Source organism: Corallococcus silvisoli (genome assembly GCF_009909145.1).
GTDB classification, from domain to species: Bacteria; Myxococcota; Myxococcia; order Myxococcales; family Myxococcaceae; genus Corallococcus; species Corallococcus silvisoli.
Genome location: NZ_JAAAPJ010000015.1, coordinates 65398 through 85741 on the forward strand (window position 1 = coordinate 65398; position 20344 = coordinate 85741).

Annotated in this window: 19 protein-coding genes; 1 reads left to right on the forward strand and 18 read right to left on the reverse strand. The window is 72.8% G+C overall.

The window, feature by feature from the left end; translation table 11 throughout:
* Positions 1-74: 74 nt before the first annotated feature.
* The 5 genes from GTY96_RS27675 to GTY96_RS27695 form a co-directional block, all read right to left on the reverse strand.
* The gene (locus tag GTY96_RS27675) at positions 75-1442 is read right to left on the reverse strand and encodes a complex I subunit 5 family protein (RefSeq protein WP_143907828.1); all 1368 of its coding nucleotides are present in this window, start codon (positions 1440-1442) and stop codon (positions 75-77) included.
* Positions 1442-1807 carry a sodium:proton antiporter gene (locus GTY96_RS27680; protein WP_143907675.1) on the reverse strand — a complete coding sequence of 122 codons (366 nt, stop codon included), beginning with the start codon at positions 1805-1807 and terminating at the stop codon, positions 1442-1444. Before GTY96_RS27680 ends, GTY96_RS27675 begins: the two co-directional genes overlap by 1 nt.
* Positions 1804-2247, reverse strand: coding sequence for an MnhB domain-containing protein (locus GTY96_RS27685; RefSeq protein WP_143907672.1), 444 nt, complete (start codon positions 2245-2247; stop codon positions 1804-1806). The genes GTY96_RS27680 and GTY96_RS27685 overlap by 4 nt, the downstream gene beginning before the upstream one ends.
* A 7-nt stretch (positions 2248-2254) precedes the next feature.
* A complete protein-coding gene (gene mbhE / locus GTY96_RS27690) occupies positions 2255-4534 on the reverse strand; it encodes a hydrogen gas-evolving membrane-bound hydrogenase subunit E (RefSeq protein WP_161666301.1) in 2280 nt (759 codons plus the stop codon).
* A 145-nt stretch (positions 4535-4679) separates the two neighbouring features.
* Entirely contained in the window at positions 4680-5561 is an 882-nt protein-coding gene (locus tag GTY96_RS27695; protein ID WP_161666302.1) for an AAA family ATPase, read from the reverse strand.
* Between the two features lie 247 nt (positions 5562-5808).
* Here GTY96_RS27695 and GTY96_RS27700 point away from each other — a divergent pair, with 247 nt between their 5' ends.
* Positions 5809-6363 (forward strand): hypothetical protein, encoded by a 555-nt coding sequence (locus GTY96_RS27700; protein WP_143907666.1) that lies wholly within the window; start codon positions 5809-5811, stop codon positions 6361-6363.
* Between the two features lie 3 nt (positions 6364-6366).
* Here GTY96_RS27700 and GTY96_RS27705 read toward each other — a convergent pair whose 3' ends face one another.
* From GTY96_RS27705 to GTY96_RS27770, 13 genes are all read right to left on the reverse strand, one after another.
* On the reverse strand, positions 6367-6768 hold the full coding sequence (locus tag GTY96_RS27705) for a cytochrome C oxidase subunit IV family protein (protein ID WP_143907814.1): 402 nt from the start codon (positions 6766-6768) through the stop codon (positions 6367-6369).
* 14 nt (positions 6769-6782) lie between these two features.
* Positions 6783-7412, reverse strand: a complete 630-nt coding sequence (locus GTY96_RS27710) for a cytochrome c oxidase subunit 3 (protein ID WP_143907664.1) — start codon at positions 7410-7412, stop codon at positions 6783-6785.
* Positions 7402-9009 carry a cbb3-type cytochrome c oxidase subunit I gene (locus GTY96_RS27715; RefSeq protein ID WP_143907662.1) on the reverse strand — a complete coding sequence of 536 codons (1608 nt, stop codon included), beginning with the start codon at positions 9007-9009 and terminating at the stop codon, positions 7402-7404. Before GTY96_RS27715 ends, GTY96_RS27710 begins: the two co-directional genes overlap by 11 nt.
* The gene (coxB, locus tag GTY96_RS27720; protein ID WP_143907660.1) at positions 8990-10030 is read right to left on the reverse strand and encodes a cytochrome c oxidase subunit II; all 1041 of its coding nucleotides are present in this window, start codon (positions 10028-10030) and stop codon (positions 8990-8992) included. Before coxB ends, GTY96_RS27715 begins: the two co-directional genes overlap by 20 nt.
* Positions 10027-10389 (reverse strand): hypothetical protein, encoded by a 363-nt coding sequence (locus tag GTY96_RS27725; protein WP_143907658.1) that lies wholly within the window; start codon positions 10387-10389, stop codon positions 10027-10029. The genes coxB and GTY96_RS27725 overlap by 4 nt, the downstream gene beginning before the upstream one ends.
* Positions 10386-11576: a hypothetical protein gene (locus GTY96_RS27730; RefSeq protein WP_143907656.1), complete on the reverse strand. Its 1191-nt coding sequence runs from the start codon at positions 11574-11576 to the stop codon at positions 10386-10388. The genes GTY96_RS27725 and GTY96_RS27730 overlap by 4 nt, the downstream gene beginning before the upstream one ends.
* On the reverse strand, positions 11573-12538 hold the full coding sequence (locus GTY96_RS37950; protein WP_235685911.1) for a cytochrome c: 966 nt from the start codon (positions 12536-12538) through the stop codon (positions 11573-11575). Before GTY96_RS37950 ends, GTY96_RS27730 begins: the two co-directional genes overlap by 4 nt.
* Positions 12535-13065 (reverse strand): DUF3341 domain-containing protein, encoded by a 531-nt coding sequence (locus tag GTY96_RS27740; protein ID WP_143907654.1) that lies wholly within the window; start codon positions 13063-13065, stop codon positions 12535-12537. The genes GTY96_RS37950 and GTY96_RS27740 overlap by 4 nt, the downstream gene beginning before the upstream one ends.
* Entirely contained in the window at positions 13062-14486 is a 1425-nt protein-coding gene (gene nrfD / locus GTY96_RS27745) for an NrfD/PsrC family molybdoenzyme membrane anchor subunit (protein WP_143907652.1), read from the reverse strand. The genes GTY96_RS27740 and nrfD overlap by 4 nt, the downstream gene beginning before the upstream one ends.
* Positions 14483-17722, reverse strand: a complete 3240-nt coding sequence (locus GTY96_RS37955; RefSeq protein WP_235685912.1) for a TAT-variant-translocated molybdopterin oxidoreductase — start codon at positions 17720-17722, stop codon at positions 14483-14485. Before GTY96_RS37955 ends, nrfD begins: the two co-directional genes overlap by 4 nt.
* Entirely contained in the window at positions 17710-18360 is a 651-nt protein-coding gene (locus GTY96_RS27760; RefSeq protein WP_161666303.1) for a cytochrome c3 family protein, read from the reverse strand. Before GTY96_RS27760 ends, GTY96_RS37955 begins: the two co-directional genes overlap by 13 nt.
* A gap of 209 nt (positions 18361-18569) precedes the next feature.
* Positions 18570-19526, reverse strand: coding sequence for a protein kinase (locus tag GTY96_RS27765; RefSeq protein WP_161666304.1), 957 nt, complete (start codon positions 19524-19526; stop codon positions 18570-18572).
* A gap of 118 nt (positions 19527-19644) precedes the next feature.
* Complete coding sequence (locus tag GTY96_RS27770) at positions 19645-20241, reverse strand: hypothetical protein (protein ID WP_143907646.1); 597 nt, start codon at positions 20239-20241, stop codon at positions 19645-19647.
* Between the last annotated feature and the right edge of the window lie 103 nt (positions 20242-20344).

Consider the following 20344-nt stretch of genomic DNA (forward strand, 5'->3'; position numbering starts at 1 on the left):
CGCCCCCTCGCGCACACTGGCTTCGGGGCCTGCTCGCGGCGCCCGCTCCCGCGCTGGACCCACCCCACGGTGACTCATGGCAGCGCCCCCAGTCCCGCGATGGCGTCGCGCCCCGCTCGCAGCAGCGGCTCCGGCCACAGGCCCACGGCGATGAGCGCCAGGGCCAGGGCGTACACCACCGCGCCCGTGCCCCGGTGCAGGGCCGCGCCCTCGCGCAACCAGGCCTCGCGCTGATAGGCGCGGAAGAGGGCCAGCAGGGACAGGATGCTCGCCAGCACCACCAGCCCCGCGAGCAGCGCGTGCCCCCGCTCCAGCGCCGCGCGCAACAGCCACGCCTTGGACCAGAAGCCCGCGGTGGGCGGCACGCCGGCCGTGCTGAAGGCCGCGACCGAATAGGCCTTCCTCGCGCGCTCACCGCCCCGGTCCTGCGCCAGGAACAGCGCCGTCTTGTCCACCGACCCCGCCAGCGCCAGCGCCACCGCCGCGGCCAGCCCCTCGCGCCCCCCCAACCCCAGCGCCGCGATGATGAGCCCCGCCTGCGTGATGGACGCGTACGCCAGCACCTCGCGCGTGTCCCGCCGGGAGAGCGCCAGCAGGGAGCCGTAGAGGATGCTCGTCGCGCCCAGGATCTCCAGCAGCGGCCGGGCCTGCGCCAGCGCCCGCGGCATCACGTCCGCGCCGAAGCGCAGCAGGCCATAGCTGCCAATGTTCGCCAGCGCCCCCGCCAGCAGCGCCGCCACCGTGGGGCCCGCGTCCCGGTACACGGCGGGCGCCCAGAAGTGGAACGGGAAGAACCCCAGCTTCACCCCGAACGCGCACAAGAGCAGCGTGCCTGGCACCACCATCCCGAACGGCGCCCCCGCCTGCCCCGACGCGATGATGGACTGCATGTCCAGCGTGCCGGTGGTCAGGTACAGCATCACCACCGCCGTGAGGAACAGCGTGGACCCCATCAGGTTCACCACCACGAAGGTGAACGCGGCGCGCAGGTTCCGGGGCTTCTCGCCATACGACGCCAGCGCGAACGCGGCCGTCATCGCCAGCTCGAAGAAGACGTAGAAGTTGAACGCGTCCGAGGTGAAGAACACGCCCGTCAAGCCCGCGCCCAGGAACAGCACCAACGCCGGAAAGCTGCGCGACGTGATGCCCCCCGCCACGTGCTCGTAGACGAGCGTGCCCAGCAGCACCGCCGTGGACACCAGCGCGAAGACGAGGGACAGCGGATCCGCGCGCAGGCGGATGCCCACGCCCACCGGCCAGTCGCCGGTGACGAACTCCGGCGGGTGCGCGCTCCACGCCTGCGGCAACAGCCACGCCGTGCACACCAGCGTCCCCGCCAGGCCCGCGATGGCCAGCCACGCCACCCACGCGCGGCGCCCGTCCAGGAACGCCAGCACGACGGCCATCACCCATGGCAAGAGCAGCGGCCCCCAGAGCGGCATCACGGCCCTCCCTTCTCGGCGGTGTGCACGCGCTTCAGCTCCGCCTCCGCCAGCCGGTCCGTGCGCAGCGACCCGTGCGCGCGCTGCGTGCGGTGCACCAGCGTGAGCAGCAGCGCGGACACCGCGAAGCCGATGACGATGGCCGTCAGCGCCAGCGACTGGAGCACCGGATCCGTCACCGGCCACCCCTCCTGCACGCCCAGCGCCTCGCCGCGCTCCGGGAAGGCGCCCGCGAGGATGAGCAGGACGCTGGAGTTGGTGATGAGCACCGTGCCGCACGCCACGCGCACCAGCTCGCGCTCCAGCACCATCCGCACACCGCAGGCGAACAGCAGGCCCACCACCAGGGACGCGATGAGGATCATGGCCCGGTCTCCTCTCCCCTTCCGGTGCTCAGGGCGAAGCGGTCGATGACCGTGACGACCAACCCGAAGACGATGAGCATCAGCCCTCCCTCGAACACGAGCGCGGTGTGCAGGTGGAGCCCGCCCATCCCCACCTCGGGCTCCCCCGGCCGGGGGAAGAGGGTCATGGGCGTGTACCCCGCGAGCACCGGCAGGAACGCGGTGCCCACCACGAGCAGCAGGCCCACGCCCGCGAGCGGCGCCGCGTACCGCACCGCCGCGTAGCGCCGGGCCTGCTCGCGGCCCGTCACCACGTACTGCAACAACACCGCGAGCCCCGCCAACGCCCCGGCCGGGAAGCCGCCGCCCACCGACGCGCCTCCCTTCAGCCAGAAGGCCAGGGCGATCATCAACGACGGCCACAGCAACAGGCGCGACAAGGGCGGGACGAAGGAACGCATGGCTTCTTCAGCGCCTCCCCTTCAGGCTCAACAGGCTGGTGACGCCCAGCAGCGCCGCCAGCACGACGCTCATCTCCCCCACCGTGTCCAGGCCTCGGAAGTCGGTGAGCACGGCCGCGACGACGTTGGGGGAGTGCGCGGCCTCCGCCAGTTGCACCGTGCGCGCGCCCACCCGCTCGGCCTGGAGGTGGGACAGGGCGCTCCAGCAGAGGAGGAAGGCGCTCGCGCCCGCGACCCCGGAGGCGATGCGGTCGCGGCCCCTCGGGTTCTGTGACTCCTGCTGCGCGCGCTTCAGCCGGCCGACCGGGAGCAGGGCCAGCAGGCCCGCGAAGAGCAACGTGAAGGTGGTCTCCACCAGCACGGAGGTGAGCGCCACGTCGGGCGCGGCGGCGAAGGCGAACACCATGGCCAGGCTGAAGCCCACGCAGGAGAGGAGCAGCACCAGCACCAGGTGGTCCTTCGCGCGCAGCGTGGCCAGCGCGGCGGCGGACGCGAAGGCCAGCGCCATCACCAGCGTCAGGTCCGCCCACCCCACCGAGCCCACGATGAAGCGGCCCCGCAGCGGCGTCACCGCCAGCACCGCGATGCCCAACAGGCCCGTGGGCACCAGCACGGACGCCACCCGGTCGCGCAGGTCGCGCACCTCCTTCTCGTGCAGCCAGGTCGACAGCGTGTCCAGTTGGTGCAGCAGCACGCGGTAGCCCCGCGCGGGCCCCACCCGGGACGTGCCCTCCAGCACGCGGGAGAGCGCGGGGGTCCACGCGCGGCGCGTGGCGAACAGCGTCGCGCCCAGGGCCCAGGCCCCCACGGCGAGCAGGTTCTCCGCTCGCGCATCCAGGTGGTACGCGAGCGCCAGCGTGGACGGCGTGCCGCGCATCGTGGCCGCCGCGGCGCGGGCCGGTGCGACGAGGAGCCCCGGGAGCACGCCGCCCGCGAGGATGAGCGCGGCGAGCACGACGACGGGCGCGACGAGCAACCGGGGCGCGGCGGGCACGCCCTGGCGCGGTCCGCCGAAGAGGCCCCACCAGAGGCGCAGCGTGTACGCGAGCGTCAGGCCCGCGCCCACGAGCCCCGCCGCCATGAACGCGGGGCCCCGCGCCACCAGCGCGTGGAAGAACACCTCGTCCTTGAAGAAGCCCACCGTGAGGGGCAGCGCGGCGAGCCCCGCCGCCGCGACGGCGCTGGCGCCCGCGAGCACGGGGAGCGAGTGGCGCAGGCCGCCGACCTCCGACAGCTTCTTGCGGCCCGTCACCTGCGTCACCGCGCCCGCGGTGAGGAACAGGGCCGCCTTGCAGGGCGCGTGGGCGGCGACGTAGAGCGGCGCGCCTTCCGACCCCAGCGCCACCAGCACCAGCGCGTAGCCGTACTGCGCGATGGTGGAGTACGCGAGCACGCGCTTGAACGGATCCGCCACCAGGGCCATCAGGCTGCCCATGCCCAGGGACAGGAAGCCCACGGCGAGCAGCCCGTCGCGCACGGCCGTGGCGGGGGCGAACAACGGGAAGAGGCGCTGGAGGAGGAAGACGCCCGCGGCCACCATCGCGGCCGAGTGCAGGTACGACGACACGGGCGTGGGCGCGGCCATGGCGCGCGGCAGCCAGAAGTGGAACGGCACCTGCGCGCTCTTGCCCAGCGCGCCCACGGCCAGACACACCAGCGCGCCGGTGGACGCGGGGCTGCTCGCGGCGCGCTCGATGACGAGCGGCAGGGAGAAGGTGCCGTACTGGAGGCCCAGCGCCATGGCGCCCGCGAAGAAGACGACGGAGGTGGCGCCGGTGAGCACCAGCGACAGGAGCGCGGCGGCGCGCGACTCGGGGTCGTCGCGGTCGAAGCCGATGAGCAGGTACGAGACGATGGTGGTGAGGTCCAGCGCCACGAACAAGAGCAGCAGGTCATCCACGGTGACGAGCAGCACCATGGCGGCCATGAAGGCGAGCAGCAGGAACTGGAAGCGCACCTCGTCGCGCGCGGGCCGGCCCTCTTCCTCCAGGTGGTGCGGCATGTACGCGCGCGAGTACAGGACGACGAGCGCGCCCACGCCGAGCGCCATCGCGGCGTAGAGGTTGGACAGGCCGTCGCGCGTGAACTCCAGCGACAGGCCCCAGGTGGGCGCCCAGGGGAGCACGAGGCGCGCGGGCCCCTGCCTCCCCTCCCAGACGAGCGCCCCCAGCGCGACGAGCGCCCCCGCCGCGCCAACCCAGGCCGCGGCCGCGGTGCGCCACCGGCCCGCGGCATACGCGAGCGGCGCGCACGCCAGGGCGAGGAGGATGGGCAGGAGCAGGGGCATGGGTGGGCGCGCGGACCCACGTTAGGAGTGGTCCACCGATGCAGCCGCACAACCGTCATCCCTCCACGCGGAGCGTCACCTCGCGGTCAGTCGTGGCGTGGATGTCGTGCGCTGGTGGACAGCCCGGCCCCTTCCGGCCCCGGTGCTACAGCGCGTCCAGCAACTCCCGGCACTCGCGCCGCCAGTGGAGCGAGGCCGCTGGCACCGGCCGCACCCGCACGGAGCCGTCCGCGGGCTCCCGGGACAACAGCCGCACCTCTTCCGGACGCAGGTGCTCCAGCAGGTCCGGCGAGTGCGTGGCCAACACCACCTGCACCGGCTGGCCTCCCGTGGACTCGCCCCGCGTCATCGCCCGCAGCAGCTCCAGCACCTCGCGCACCAGCCCCGGATGCAGGGCGCGCTCCGGCTCGTCCAGCGTGAGCAGCTCCGGCAACGGCCGCTGGTAGGGCAACACCAGGAACGCCAGCAGCCACAGCACCCCGTCCGACACATGGCTGGGCCCGAACCACACGTCCGGACTCCAGCGGTCGCGGAAGCGCAGACGGAACGAGCGGTCCTCCAGGTCGCGCGCCACGTCCACCTCCGACAGGGACGGCACGCGCTTCGCCAGCTCCTCCGAGATGACCCCGCGCGTGGACATGGGCAGCGCCGCGAAGACGCTCGCGAGGTTGCCGCCCTTGCGCTCCAACCACGTCGCCTTCGCGGAGGATCTCCCCTCGCGCAGCGCCTCCATGCTCAGCGACAGCTGCTGCGTGGAGTGGCCCTGGCCAGGCAGCGTGTCCATGACGCTGAAGGGATACTCCACGCGCGTGCGGTCCCCGTGCACGTACGTCCACTCGATGGAGAGCGGGCGCGACTCATCCCGTCGCCAGAAGTCCGCCGACTCATACGCGAGCTGGTGCTGGAGCCCCTCCAGCACCGCGGTCTTCCCCGACGCCGTGGGCCCCACCAGGACGGTCAACGGCTCCAACGAGAGCCGCACCCGCAACAGGCACCGGAAGTGCTCGAAGTCGACAGAGGCGATCACACCTGGAAGCCTAGCGGCCTCCCCCCAGGGGTCGTCCATTGGCTCGGCCCGGACCCACGCCGTGACACAGGGAGTCCTCCACACCCTCCCTCCAGGCGGCCGGGCCCTCCCCGGGCGCCCGCCCCTGGGCGGAGGGCCCGCCTCTCCTCGGGGGCTGGCGGGTCCCGCCCGAGCGGGGCCATCCCTACCCTTGAAACAAGGGAATCAGCGCGGAAGAGACACGCTGAGACAGGAACAGGAGCGCCTGATGCGAACGCGCGGACGACGGAGGACCCGGGCCGTGGACCTCGCGGTGGCGCCGTGGAACCTCGTGCGGGACGCCGTCCTCCCAGGCGCCATGGCCGGAACACTGGGCGCCTGCGCGATGGCGCTCCTCGCCTGCGCGTTCACCGGCGTGTTGCACGGCGAGCCCTCGCGGCCAGCGCTGAGCGTGGCGGGGCTCTTCCTCCGCGACGGCACGGCCCGGGGCGCGGGGGCGGTGCTGCTCGGGGTGTTGGTCCACTTCGCGGTGGCGGGCGGACTGGCCACGGGCTTCTCGCTCCTGCTGCCACGCCGAGGCACCGCCGTGGCGGCCCTCTTCCTGGGGCTGCTCTACGGTCTGGCCGTGTGGGCCGTGATGGCGCACCTGGTGATTCCCTTCGGCTCGCCCCCGCTCTCGCGCGAGGACCCCTCCGCGCTGCTCTTCCTGCTGCACCTGGCCTTCGGGGCCTCGCTCGGGACCGTGCCTGCCTTCCGGCGCGTCCTCACCCGCGCGGACCGCCTGCGCCACCACGTCCTGGCCCTGAGGACCGCCCCGCGCTGAGGCTCACGGCGACCGGGGACCCGCGGGCTCCGGCGGCCATGCGCCCCTCGGATCCTCCATCCTCCCGGGCAGGGGCTCCACCGCGAACGGGCCCGGCGGAATCGTGGGCCGGAAGCGCGTGCGCGTCTCCAGCAGGCACACCGTCAGCAGCACCGCCACGAACACCACCGCCGTGAGCAACACCAGCCCGTTGCTCGCGCGCTGCTCGCGCAGGTGCATGTAGAACAGGGCGATGAGCAGCCCCTTCACCCCCGCGATGAACAGCGCCACCGGCAGCGACCACGCGCCGTGAGGCAGCCGGTGCAGCAGGTACGTCAGCGTCGTCAACGCGAGCAACACCGCGCCCACGCCCAGCACCGCGGGCACCCCCAGCTGACGCCCCGGCTTCTCCACCGCGTCCTCCATCACGGGCCCGCTCCTCATGACAGGTACAGGATGGGATAGACGAACAACCAGATGACATCCACCAGGTGCCAGTACATGCCGCCCAGCTCCACCGGCGTCGCGGACTCCGCGCCGAACGCCCCTCCCGCCGAGCGCACGCCCAGCACCGTCAGCACCCCCACGCCCACCGTCACGTGCACCGCGTGGAGGCCCGTCAGCAGGAAGTACAGCGTGAAGAAGAGGCTCGCCCCCACCCGGGGCACCTCTCCGAACCGGTACGCCGCGCCCGGCAGCCCGCCGTCCTTCACGTGCTGCGCGTACTCCACGCCCTTCACCCCCAGGAACACGACGCCCAGCAGCGCCGCCGCCAGCAGCAGCACGCCGCCCAGCCCCGGCCTGTCCTCCCGCACCGCGTGCACCGCGAGCGCCACCAGGACGCTGCTCGTCACCAGCAGGAAGGTGTTCAGCGTGCCCAGCCCCACGTTCATCGTGAGCTGCGCCGCGCGGAACACCTCCGGGTACACCGAGCGATACACGCCATAGGCCGTGAAGAGCCCCGCGAACAGCAACACCTCCGTCGCGATGAAGACCCACATGCCCAGGTACGCCGCCTGACGGCGCGCGCCCTCGGAGCCCCAGTGCCCCGTGACGGCCTCAGGCGGCATGCGGCACCTCCTCCCGCGCGTACTCGTGCGGGCCCGTGGGGAACTCGGGCGTGACCGGGAAGTTGTGCGTGGGGGGTGGAGAGGCGGACTTCCATTCGAAGCCCTCGCTGCCCCACGGGTTGTTCCCCGCGACGGCGCCGTAGCGCAGGCTCCACGCGAGATAGCCCGCGATGCACACGAACCCGAAGGCCAGCAGCGACGCACCCGCCGTGGAGGCCACGTGCAGCGACTGGAAGTGCGGCGGATAGTCCGCGTACCGCCGGGGCATCCCCATGTTCCCCAGCAGGAACTGCGGCACGAACGTGGCGATGAAGCCGAAGATGATCAACACCGCCGCGCCGTTGGCCAGCCTCCCGGGGAAGCAACGCCCGGACATCTTCGGGAACCAGTAGTGCAGCGCCGCCAGGAACGCCATCACCGTCGCCCCCACCATGATGAAGTGGAAGTGCGCCACCACCGAGTACGTGTCGTGCCAGTGCAGGTTCAGCGACGTGGTCGCGTACGCCACCCCAATCATCCCCCCGAAGAAGAGGAAGAACATGAACCCCAGCGTGTAGAAGAGCGGGGCCTCCATCGCGATGGAGCCCCGGTAGAGCGTGCCCATCCACGAGAAGATCTTGATCGCCGTGAAGATGGCCACCAGCATCGACATCGCGCCGAACGCGCCGGAGCCGAAGGTGGACTGGCCCGACGCGAACATGTGGTGGCCCCAGGTGAAGAAGCCCACGAACGCGATGCCCAGCGTGGAGTAGACGACCATCCGGTAGCTGAAGGCGTTCTTGCGGCTGAAGGCGCTCACCGCCTCGCTGATGACGCCCATGGACGGCAGCACCATGATGTAGACGGCCGGGTGGCTGTAGAACCAGAACAGGTGCTGGAAGAGCAGCGGGTCGCCGCCGCGCGCGGGGTCGAAGATGCCCGCGTCCACCACCCGCTCCAGCGCGACGAGCACCAGCACCATGCCGAGCACGGGCGTCGCCAGCACCTGGATGATGGACGTGCCGTAGATGGCCCAGACGAACAGCGGCAGCTTCATCCACGTCAGGCCCGGCGCCCGCAGCGTGTGCACCGTGGCGATGAAGTTGAGCCCGGTGAGGATGGTGGAGAACCCGATGATGAACACGCCCAGCAGCACCGGCAGCACCGCCGTGCCCGTGGTGGTGCTGTAGGGGGTGTAGAAGGTCCAGCCCGTGTCCGCGCCGCCCTCGAACATGCCCCACAGCGTGACGCTGGCGCCCAGCACGTAGAGGTAGACGGACGCCAGGTTGAGCCGGGGGAAGGCCACGTCCCTCGCGCCGATCATCAGCGGCACCAGGAAGTTGCCGAAGGCGGACGGGATGGCCGGAATCATGAACAGCCACACCATGGTGACGCCGTGGAGCGTGAACATCCGGTTGTATGCCAGATGCCCCATGATGGTGCGGCCCGGGGTGAGCAGCTCGATGCGCAGCGCCAGCGCGAACACCCCGCCCAGGAAGAAGAAGCTCAGCGTCAGCCCCAGGAACATCAGGCCGATGCGCTTGTGGTCATGCGTCGTGAGCCACGACCACAAGGTGCGGCCGTCCGTCAGGTAGGACTCAGCGGCCGGTGGGGACATAGACGGGCTCCTCCGCCGCGGTGACGCCCGGGCGCATGGGACGCAGGGACTTGATGAACTCCACCAGCGCGCCGGAGTCCTCCGCGCTCAGGCGCCCGTGGTAGCCGGGCATCACGGGCGCGTAGCCGGCCACCACCTTCGCCAGGGGGTCCATCATCGACTCGGTGAGGTACGCCTCGTCCGCGAGCACGACGCCGCCGCCCTCCAGCGGCTCCCTCCGTCCGTACAGCCCCAGCCACGTGGGGCCGATGTGCGGCGCGCCCGTCACGGTGTGGCATTGCAGGCAGCCCTGCGTGGCGGCGATGTGCTCGCCCCTCGCGGCCATCGTCTCCGGTCGCGGCCGGGTGCTGGCGCCGGGCAGGGCGGCCACGGGGATGTTGCTTCGCTGCGCGTCCCGCCAGGACTCGAAGTCCGCGGGCGACAGCACCACCACCTCCCCGCGCATCTGCGAGTGGTCCAGCCCGCAATACTCCGCGCACAGCACCGGGTGGCGGCCGGGCTTCGGGGCCTCGAACCAGAGGTCGGTGTAGCGGCCGGGCACCGCGTCGCGCTTCATGCGGAAGTCCGGCACGTAGAAGGAGTGGATGACGTCGCGCGAGGTGATGAGCAGCCGCACCGGGCGGCCCGCGGGCACCACCAGCGTGTCGATGGCGCTGGGGCCTCCGGGATAGGTGAACTTCCACATCCACTGCTTGCCGGTGACGTACACATCCAGCGCGTCCCGGGGAGGGCTCATCACCCAGACGAACTGCCGGAAGCCCAGCACGAACCAGAGCAGGAACAGCGACAGCGGCACCCCGATGAACAGCGCCTCCAGCCACACGGGCGCGACGATGCGCGGCGTGGGGTCCGTCGCCGTGCGCCGGTGGTAGCGCGCCAGGAAGACGACGCCGACGCCCCCGATGCCCGCCGCCACCGCGAGCGTGGTGAGGAACAGGGCGTAGTGCAGGTGATCCACCTGGACAGCGAAGGTGGACCCTTGTTCGGGGAGGAAGAACAGGCGGCGCAGCAGCTCGTTCATCGCTCGCCCTCCCCGTCCGGGCTGGAGAGGAGCTGCTCCATCGCCGCTTCGAGGGGCTGGTGGATGAGGCCCGCGTCCACGTCCGCCCAGCCATAGCCGTCCAGCTTCGCGCGCTGCTCCGCCTTCAACACGTCCGCGCGCCGGTCCAACGTGAAGGGAGCCTGGTTGACCATGCCCACCTGCCAGGTGCCCGGGGCCACGGGCAGGGGGTTCTCGGACGCGGGCCGCCAGTACACCCACAGGCCCCAGGCCGCGACGCTGGCCGCGGCGAGCAGCCCGAGCGCCACGGCGCCCACGCGGATGAGCCAGGCGGTGGGCAGTCGCTCCATCTCAGGAGGCGGTGGCCGGGTCTCCCTCATGGCGGGCGCACCTGGAGCGAGTGGACGAGGTACGGGTCTCCCACCGGCACCGGGTACGTGCCGCGCGCGCACCAGAGGGCCAGGGCCACGGACAGCCCGCCCACGCCCACCCACGCGGTGAGCGCCGTCCAGGGGAAGGTGACGCGCTCCGGAAAGAGCGAGGGGAACAGCAGCCACGCCACGTCCACGGCGTGCATGAAGAGCAGCCACAGCGCCACGCCCGCGAGCATGCGAGGCCGCGCCTTCAGCTCGCGCGACAGCAGCAAGGCGAAGGGCAGCACGAAGTGGCCCAGCACCAGCAGCAGCGACAGGACGCCCCAGCCGCCCTCCAGGCGGACGCGGTACCAGCTCACCTCCTCTGGCAGCGAGGCGACCCAGATCAGCATGAACTGCGAATAGGCGATGTAGGCCCAGAAGCAGACAAAGGCGAACATCAGCGTGCCCAGGCGGTGGTAGTGGCCGGGGGACAGCAGGCTGCCGAAGTGCAGCGTGTCGCGCGTGGCCACGCCCGCGACCACCAGCAGCGCCAGCGCGCCCACGAAGGCGCCGGAGAAGACGTGGACGGCGTACATGGTGGACTGCCACGTCGCCTCCAGCGACATCATCCAGTCCAGCGTCATGAAGGAGAACGTGAGCGCCAGCGCGGGCAGCGAGCCCCCGCCCAGCCGCCGCTGCCACAAGGTCCAGCGCACGTCGCCCGTGGCGTCCTGGCGCAAGGACCAGCGGTGCAGCAGGTGGCCCACGACTCCCCAGGTGACGAAGTAGAGCGCCGCGCGCCCCAGGAAGAAGGGCACGTTGTTGTAGGGCCGCCGATGCTCCAGCACGTGCAGCGTGTGCGCCCCCAGGTCCGCCGGGGGCTCGACCCACGGGAACAGGTGCCGCAGGCCCAGCGCGAGGGGCACGAAGAGCAGGAGGAACAGCGGCGCGGTGGCGGCCATCACCTCCTGCGCGCGGCGCAGCACCACGGGCCAGCGCGCCTTCGCCGCGTGGAAGGTGGCGAGCAGCAGCAGCGCGCCCAGGCACAGCCCCAGCCAGTAGGTGAAGCCGAAGAGGTAGCCGGCCAGGGCGTCGCGCACGTCCAGGAAGGCGCCGAGCGCGGTCGCGGCCAGCCCCCCCACGCCCAGCGCCGCGCTGATGGTCAGCGCGCGCTGCCCTCCCTCGAAGCGTGGAAGCACGGGGGCCGTCATGGGGCGTGGACCTCCTGGCGAAGTCGCGCCTGCACGTCGGCGGGCGCGGCGGAGAGCGGCGCGCGCTGGCTGCGGCCCAGCGCGCGCAGGTACGCGACCACGGCCCAGCGCTCCTCGGTGGAGAGCTGCGCGCCGTAGGCCGGCATGACGCCGAAGCCCTCGGAGATGACGGCGAAGTAGAAGCCCACCGGATGCGGCAGGTCTCCCGTGGCGGAGCGCTCGTCCAGCCGCCCCTCCATGGCGATGCCGCGGGGCCCCACCAGCGCCACCTGCCGGGCGCGCGCCGACTCCGCCGACGTCACCTGGCTCGCTTCCGGCGCACCGGGGATGCGCGGAGGCCGGTGGGGTGCCCCCCACGCGACCGGCACTCCCGCGTCGCCCATCCCCTGGATGGAAGCGGAAGCGCCAGGCGTCCCCGCGTCGGACCTCCCGCGCGTGTCCCGCACGGCCCCCCACCCGTCCACCTCGCGCGGCAGCGGGAACGCCCCCGGGCCCACGCGCTCGGCCACGGCCCGCGTGCCCGTGTACGGCGCCTCCGCCTCCGCGATGCCGTAGACCTCCTGCGTCGCGTGGTCGTGGGGGACGAACAGCCCGGGCGGCCGGCGCTGCGGCATCTTCCGCGCGACGAGGCTGTCCCCGTCCCCCGTCAGCCCATGGCACACCGCGCACCAGGTGTCGTAGGCCGCGCGCCCCGTCTCCAGCAGCTCGCGGGTCAGCGGCACCGGCACGGCGCGGATCCACCCGCCTCCGGCCGCCAGCCCCTGCCGCCGGGTGGGGTCCTCGCGCGCCGGAGCCCTCCACTCCTGGGCCACCGTGCCCGGCACCAGGGGGCGCATCGCCCGGCCGTCCTCGAAGAACGCGCTCTCCCGGAACGCCTCCGCGCGCGGCTGCGAGGCCATGGGGTCCGTGTCGTCACACGCCGCCAGGCCGCCCAGCAGCGCCATCAGCCCCCACCCCCTCATCGCGCCCCCTCCACCACCACCGACACGTGCCGCGCCCCCAGCTCGCGCAGCGCCGCCTCCGCCGCCGGTGCGTCCTCCGCCTCCACCGCCACGCTCGCCCAGAAGCCATCCACGGACGCGCTGCGGAAGGACTCCACGTCGAACACCGGGTGCGTGACGTGCGGGAAGCCGAACATCACCATCAGCGCCCCGAAGACCATCAGCGCCGCGCTCAACACGCCCAGCTCGAACGTGATGGGCAGGTTCGTGGGCGCGCTGTGCAACGGCCGCCCCCCCACATCCAGCGGATAGTCCACCGCGTTCGTGAACCACTGCGTGACGTACGCGAGCACCGCGCCGCCCAACCCGGCGACCAGCGTCAGCAGCGGCAGCCTCGAGCGCTTCAAGCCCAGCGCCTCGAACGTCTCCTCCACCGGGAACGGCGTGTGCGCGTCCAGCCGCGCGAAGCCCCGCGCGCGCAGGTCCTTCAGCGCCACCACCAGCGCCTCGCTGGACGTGAACTCCCCCAGCACCCAGTGCAGGCTCATGGAGCACCGCCCTTCGGGCGCTCGTGCTCCCGCCGGAAGCGCAGCGACGCGTCCACCTCGCGCTGGAGCTCCTTCGTCTCGCTCACCGACACCGGCGGCACCAGCTTGAGGAACAGCAGGAACGCCGTGCCGAAGAAGGCCACCGTGCCGCCCAGCAGGCTCCAGTCCACCCACGTGGGCCGGTACGGCGCCCAGGACGAGGGCAGGAAGTCCATGCTCAGCGACGCCACCACGATGAGGAAGCGCTCGGTCCACATCCCCACGTTGATGAGCAGCGACGCCACCCACAGCACCCCGACGTTCGTGCGCAGCCGCGAGGACCAGAAGAGCTGCGGCACCAGCACGTTGCAGGTCACCTGCATCCAGAACAGCGGCGCGTAGGGCCCGAAGAACTCCGCCTGCGTGGCGTGCATCTCGAACGGGTTCCCGCTGAACCAGGCGAAGAAGTGCTCCTGGATGTAGCCGTACGCCACCATCCACCCCGTGGCGAGCAGCACCTTCGCCATGTTGTCCAGGTGCAGCGGCGTCACCACGTGCTCGATGCCCAGCGCCTTGCGCGCGGGGATGAGCAGCGTGAGCACCAGCGCGAAGCCGCTGAACACCGCGCCCGCGACGAAGTACGGCGGGAACACCGTCGTGTGCCAGCCGGGCAGCTGCGACACCGCGAAGTCGAAGGACACGATGGTGTGCACGCTCACCACCAGCGGCGTGGCCAGCCCCGCCAGCAGCAGGTAGCCCGTGCGCCACTGCCGCCAGTGCCGCGCGGACCCGCGCCACCCCAGACTCGCCAGCCCGTACCAGAAGCGCGCCCGGGGCGTCTTCGCCGTGTCCCGCGCGGTGGCCAGGTCCGGCAGCAGCCCCAGGAACCAGAACAACAGCGACACCGTGAGGTACGTGCTCACCGCCGCGATGTCCCACGTGAGCGGCGAGCGGAACTGCGGCCACGCCCTCAGGCTGCTGGGGTACGGCACCAGCCAGTAGAACTTCCACGGCCGCCCCAGGTGCAGCAGCGGGAAGAGCCCCGCGCACGTCACCGCGAAGAGCGTCATCGCCTCCGCGAAGCGGTTGATGGACCCGCGCCACTTCTCCTGGAGCAGCAGCAGGATGGCGCTGATGAGCGTGCCCGCGTGGCCAATGCCGATCCACCACACGAAGTTGGTGATGCCGAACGCCCACGCCACCGGGATGTTGTTGCCCCACGTCCCCACGCCCACGAGCAGCGTGACGCTCACCGCCACCGTCAGCAGCGCGGTGCCCGCCAGCCCCACCGCCAGCAGCGCCCACCACCCGCGTCGCGGCGGCTGGTGCACGTACGCCAGCAACGACTCGCTGTACTCGCGGTCGGAGTGGTGCCCCTCCAGCAGCGGGTGCTCCGTGAGCGGGTCCCCGGGCGCGGGCACCTGTGGATCCGCCGCGCTCATGCGCCCCCCTTCGGCGCCGGGTTCTTCAGGCGCACCAGGTGCACCGTGCGCGGCCGGGTGCCCAGCGTGTTGAGCAGCTTGTAGTGCCGGGGGTCCTGGTGCTTCCGGCGCACCTCCGACTCCGGCGCGAGCAGGTCCCCGAAGGTGATGGCCTCCGTGGGACAGGCCTGCTGGCAGGCCGTGCGCACCTCGCCCTCGCGCACGTCCCGGTGCGCGGAGCGCGCGACGGCGCGGGCCCGCTCGATGCGCTGCACGCAGTACGTGCACTTCTCCATCACCCCGCGCGAGCGCACCGTCACGTCCGGGTTCTGGCGCAGGCCCGCCAGGGGTTCGCGCTGCTGGTACTCCAGGTAGTTGAAGCGGCGGACCTTGTAGGGGCAGTTGTTGGAGCAGTACCGCGTGCCGATGCAGCGGTTGTAGACCATCTGGTTGAGGCCCTCGTCCGAGTGGACGGTGGCGTTCACCGGGCACACGTACTCGCAGGGCGCGGCCTCGCAGTGCACGCACGCCACCGGCTGGGTGATGACGCCCGGGTCGTCCGGGTCGCCCAGGAAGTACCGGTCGATGCGCAGCCAGTGCATCTCCCGGCTCTTGAGCACGCCGTCGCGTCCCACCACCGGCACGTTGTTCTCCGCCTGGCAGGCCACCATGCACGCGCTGCATCCGGTGCACCGGTGCAGGTCGATGGCCATCGCCCACTGGTGCCGCTCGCTCCTCCGGGAGGCGGGCACCGGCGGGTACAGCCGCTCACCCTCCTCCTGGAGGGACTTCAAGGCCCCGGGCCGCGCGCGGAAGGCCGCGTCCGGCAGCTGGAGCGCCAGCTCGCGGCCCTCCATGCTCCAGTGCTCCTGCGTGAGCGCCAGGGCGTGGTGACGGCCCGCCTTCGTGACACGCAGTCCCGGCGCGCCCCAGGGCGCGTCCCGGTGCCGCAGCCGGTACGCGTTGACGCCCACGCCCTGGCCCACCGGGCCCACGCGCTCGCGGCCCTGGCCCAGCGCCAGCGTCACGGTGTCGTCCGGCTGGCCGGGGAGCACCAGCACGGGCACCTCCAGCGCCTGCCCGAAGAGCTCCAGCCGCGCCACGTCCCCCTTCTCCAAGTCGAGCGTCCGGGCGGTGGCGGGCGACAGCAGCGCGGCGTTGTCCCAGGTCAGCTTGGTCATCGGCTCCGGCAGCTCCTGGAGCCACGCGTTGCCGGCGAAGCGGCCGTCGTACAGCCGCGAGTCCAGCACCAGCCCCAGCTCCAGCCCTGGAGCTGCCGCCCCTGGCGCACGGCGCGCCTCGGCCACCACCGCCGCCGCGTCCAGCGCGGCCCGCGCGGGCGGTGCCTGGGTGCCGGGGATGACGCCGTCCGCGAGCCACGCCTCCCACCGCGCCTCGAAGTCCGGAGGTGAACCCGAGCGCTCGCGCCACAGGGACTGGAGCAGCTCGTACGGGCTCCGCGACTCCAGCCCCGCGAAGGCGGCCAGGACCTCCACCTCCTGCACCGCGCCGGGAAACAGGGGCGCGATGAGCGGTTGCAGCAGCGACGCGGTGCCGTCCGGGGCGCGGCCGTCGCGCCAGGACTCGAAGGGATGCGTCGCGGGGACGAAGGTGGGGCAGCGCGCCGCCGTCTCGTCCTCGTGGAGTCCGTGGTACAGCCGGAAGGGCGCGCGGGGCAGCGCCTCCTGGAGGCCCGCGTCCACCGCGGCCGTGTAGACCGGGTTCCACGCGGTGATGATCAGCGTGTCCACCCGTCCCGCGCGCAGCTCGTCCACCAGCGAGGTCAGCGCCTCGGGCCCTCCCGGTGGGAGCGCCACGGGCTCCACCAACCGGGGCGCGTTGCCCAGCGCTTCGTCCACCGCGAACGCCAGCGCATGCGCCAGCGCGGGCTGCCGAGCCCCCACCGTCACTCGCCCCTGTCCCCGGTGCGCGAGCAGGTCCCTCGCCGCGCCGCGCACCCAGGCGCGCTGCGCCTCGGTCAACGCGCCCTCGGGGACGCGGAGGTCCGCGAGCCTGGCTCCCGCTCCAGGCGCCGGTGCGCCCGCCGTGGCATTTGGGCGCTCGAGCCCGGCTCCCGCTCCAGGCGCCGGTGCGCCCGCCGTGGAACCCGGGCGCTCGAGCCCGACTCCTGCTCCAGGCGCCGGTGCGCCCGCCGTGGCATTTGGGCGCTCGAGCCCGGCTCCCGCTCCAGGCGCCGGTGCACCCGCCGTGGAACCCGGGCGCTCGAGCCCGGCTCCCGCTCCAGGCGCCGGTGCGCCCGCCGTGGCACCCGGGCCCGCGAGCCCCGCGCCCACCTCCGCCGCCAGCGCGACCATCACCGCGACGCCCTGCGAGGGCTTCATCCGCTGCCGTGCGTCCGCGAAGGCGCCCGTGAGCGTCAGCGTGCTCTCCGCGACCCACAGCCGGTTCATCGCCTCCGGGCCGCGCGCCCTCACGAAGTCCCGCGCCGCACGCAGGTGGCCGGGCTCCGTCGTGGCGAGGAAGTCATCGTCCAGCGCCACCACCACCGCGCGCCCCACGTCGTGCACCACGTCCAGCGGCCGTCCATACGCCAGCCGCGTGCCCTCCACGCGCCCGTCCGCCAGGGCCGCGCCACAGGGGATGATGCGCGCCCGAGGAAAGCGCTGCTGGATGCGCGCATGCAGCGCCTGCACCAGCGGGCTGCCGGTGGGCTCCACCAGGAAGCGCAGCCCCGCGCCTCCGTCCTCGCGCGAGGCCTGCTTCAACAGCGCATCCCGCACGGTGCTCCACGCGACCTCCACGCCCTGGAGCCGGGCCGTCCTCGCCCGCGCGGGGTCGTACAGGCCCAACAGCGCGGCCTGCTCGAAGACGCCCGCCGCGCCCAGGCTCGCCGGGTGCGACGGGTTGCCCTCCACCTTCGTGGGCCGCCCCTCATGGCTCGCCACCACCAGCCCCACCGTGCGCCCGTTCCACTCCAGCCCCGTGGCGAAGTGCAGCGGTACGCCGGGCGTCAGTCCCTCCGGCGGCTTCGAATAGGGGAGGATCTTCTCCGGAGGCTGCCGGAAGCACCCGGTGAAGCCCGACGCCGCCAGCGACGCCGCCGCCATCTGGAGGAAGGTGCGCCGCGCCAGCCCCTCGGGAGCCAGGGCCGCGCCCTCGGGATGCTCGCGCGACACGGCCTCGTGGCCGGGCCCTCCCGCGCGCCACTCCTCCAGGCTCCGCCACGCGCGCGGGGCCCCGTCTGGCGAGGACGTGTCCTGGACCTCCAGCGATGCGGGGCCGGTCAGAAGTGGCATGTGTTGCAATCCGTGCGGGGGTGCACGTCGAGCGCGGCCTGCACCGCGCGGCCGGTCGCGCGCGCGTCGCCAGGAGGGCGCCACGTGAGGTTCGCGACCTCGGACACCGGGCGCAGCCAGGGCGTCGGGTCGCGGTGGCAGTCCAGGCACCAGCCCATGGTGAGGGGCGCCACCTGCTGCACCGCCGCCATGGTGTCCACGCGCCCATGGCAGGTGACGCAGCCCACGCCCTTGTTCACGTGGATTTGATGGCTGAACCAGACGTAGTCCGGCAGCGCGTGCACCCGGTTCCACCGCAGGGGCATGCCGTCGAAGCCGCTGGCGCGCACCGGCTCCAGCTTCGCGCTCTCGTTCCACACCTGCGCGTGACAGCCCAGGCAGCGCTGCGTGGGAGGCACCCCCGCCACGGGCGAGCGCCACGCGCCGTCATGGCAGTAGCCGCACGGAATGCCCTCGTCGCCCACGTGGTGCCGGTGGTCGAACGGGATGGGCTGCTCCCGGGGCGCGAACGAGCCACGGCCCAGCGGGTTGCGCGCCAGCAGCAACAGCCCCGCCAACGACACCGCGGGCACCCCCAGCGCCAGCGCGATGAGCGCGCGCAGCCATGAGTCCGTCCCAGGGTGGAACAGCGGTGCCATGCCCTCCTCCGTCCAGCGCGGCGGGCCTCCGCGACTGCTCACGCCGGAGGTGGGCACGACTGTGGGCGCGGCATGACGACAGCCACCAGCGCCTCCATCCCGTCCCGTCGCGTTTCGCACGGCGAGGACGCAGGACGTTGGCTACCCTACAGGTCACTCCGACGGGGGAACGACCGCGCGAGCCCGCACGCGGATCATCCGCGGCCCGCTCAGGACTTCAGCGCGCGCTCACGCACCGGCACGGAGGCGGTCATCACCGACGCCGCGCCCACGTACAGCTCCACCGGCGACAGCGGGCCCGACCCCGGCAACGCCGCCAGCTCCCGCACCACGTCCTCGCGCCCGTGGCACGTCCCGCCGCGCTCCAGACATGCGCGCAGGTCCGCCTGGAGCCGCGCACCGGCGTCCCCTTCGACGGGCGCATCCCGCAGCAACGGCCGCAGCACGTCCCGCAGCGCGGGAGACACGTCGCACGAGGCCGCCGTGTCCCCGGCATCCTCCGGGCCCCCGGGGCGGCCCGTCACCAACTCCCACAACACCCGGCCCAGGGCGCGCAGGTCCTCCCGCGCCTCCGCGGACGCGCCGCCCGCGTCCTCCGCGACGGGCGCCACCACGTCCGGCCGCGAGGGCGACGTGAACCGGCGCAGCAGCCGGTGCGCGGGCCTCAGCCCGAAGTCCGTCAGCGTCACCTCGCCCCGAGGCCCCACGCGGATGCGGTGCGCGCACACGTCCCCGTGCACCACGCGCGACGCGTGCGCGGCCTGCAGCGCGCCCGCGACCTCCGCGCCCACGTGACACACGAACGCCTCCGACAGCCGCCCGCCCCGCCCCACCACCCGCCTTCGCGCCGTGGCCAGCGAACAGCCGGGGACGTAGTCCGACACCACCGTCAGCGTGTCGCGCGCATCCACCTGGAAGCCGTGGAGCCGCGCGATGCCCGGATGCCGCAGCGGCACCGCCCGCGCCAGCGCCTCCTCCAACGGACGCCGCGTCTCCGGCGCCAGCCCCGACGCCAGCAGGAACGTCTTCACCACCAGCGGGCGCGCGACCCCGGGGCCTTGCTCCAGCGGCCACACCAGGGACACCCATTCGCCCAACGGACCCCGACCCAGCGGATGGAGGGGTGCGAACGCGGGCAGCCGGGAGACGAACGGAAGCACGGACATGGCGAGCTCCAACCCAACACATCCAACCCGGGACGTCAATCCAGACCGCCCTACGTCCCAGGTCCTGCTTTCCCCGACACCCGGGCCCATGGCCCAGGGTGCCGGAGAAGGCGGGAGGCTAGAAGTAGCCGCCGACCGTGGTGTTGATGCCGATGGTCACGTCGTTGCCGGAGAAGTTGCCCTGCTCCGAGCCCAGGCTGCCCACGCGCTGGCTGATGAGGGCGCGCACCTGCGGGCCCGCGCCCACGAAGAAGTGCGGCGCGACGTGGAACAGGATGGGGGCGTTGAAATCCAGGACGAAGTTCACGTCGCTGGCGCCCGGCACGTGGGCGAACTGCACGCCGAAGCCCGCCTTGGGCCAGAACGACACGCGCTCGTTGAGCGGCAGGTGGTAGCCCACGCGGCCCAGCACGCCCAGGCCCACGACGGTGGAGTCACCGAAGCCGAAGGCCACGAGCGCGGAGGCGCCCACGGACAGGTTCTGCTGGAGGAAGTAGTCCGCCGACGGCTCCAGCCGGACCAGGAACACCTCCGAGGCCGTGTTGTAGCCCAGGAAGCCATTCAGCTCCTGGCTGACGACCACCTGGCCCTGCTGACCGAACGAGGACGAGCGGCCCGGGTCACTGTCCAGGTTGCCATCCGCCGCCACTGCCTCCGCCGACACCGCGAGCCCCGCCACCAGCGCCAGGCCCGTCCACTTGCTGTTTCCACGCATCGAGGTTGCTCCTCACGTTCGCGCCCGGCCGACCCTTCCCGGTACGCATGCGACGCCTCTTCTAATCAAAGAGCGCCGCAACGCGAGGATGTTTTGCCGCCGC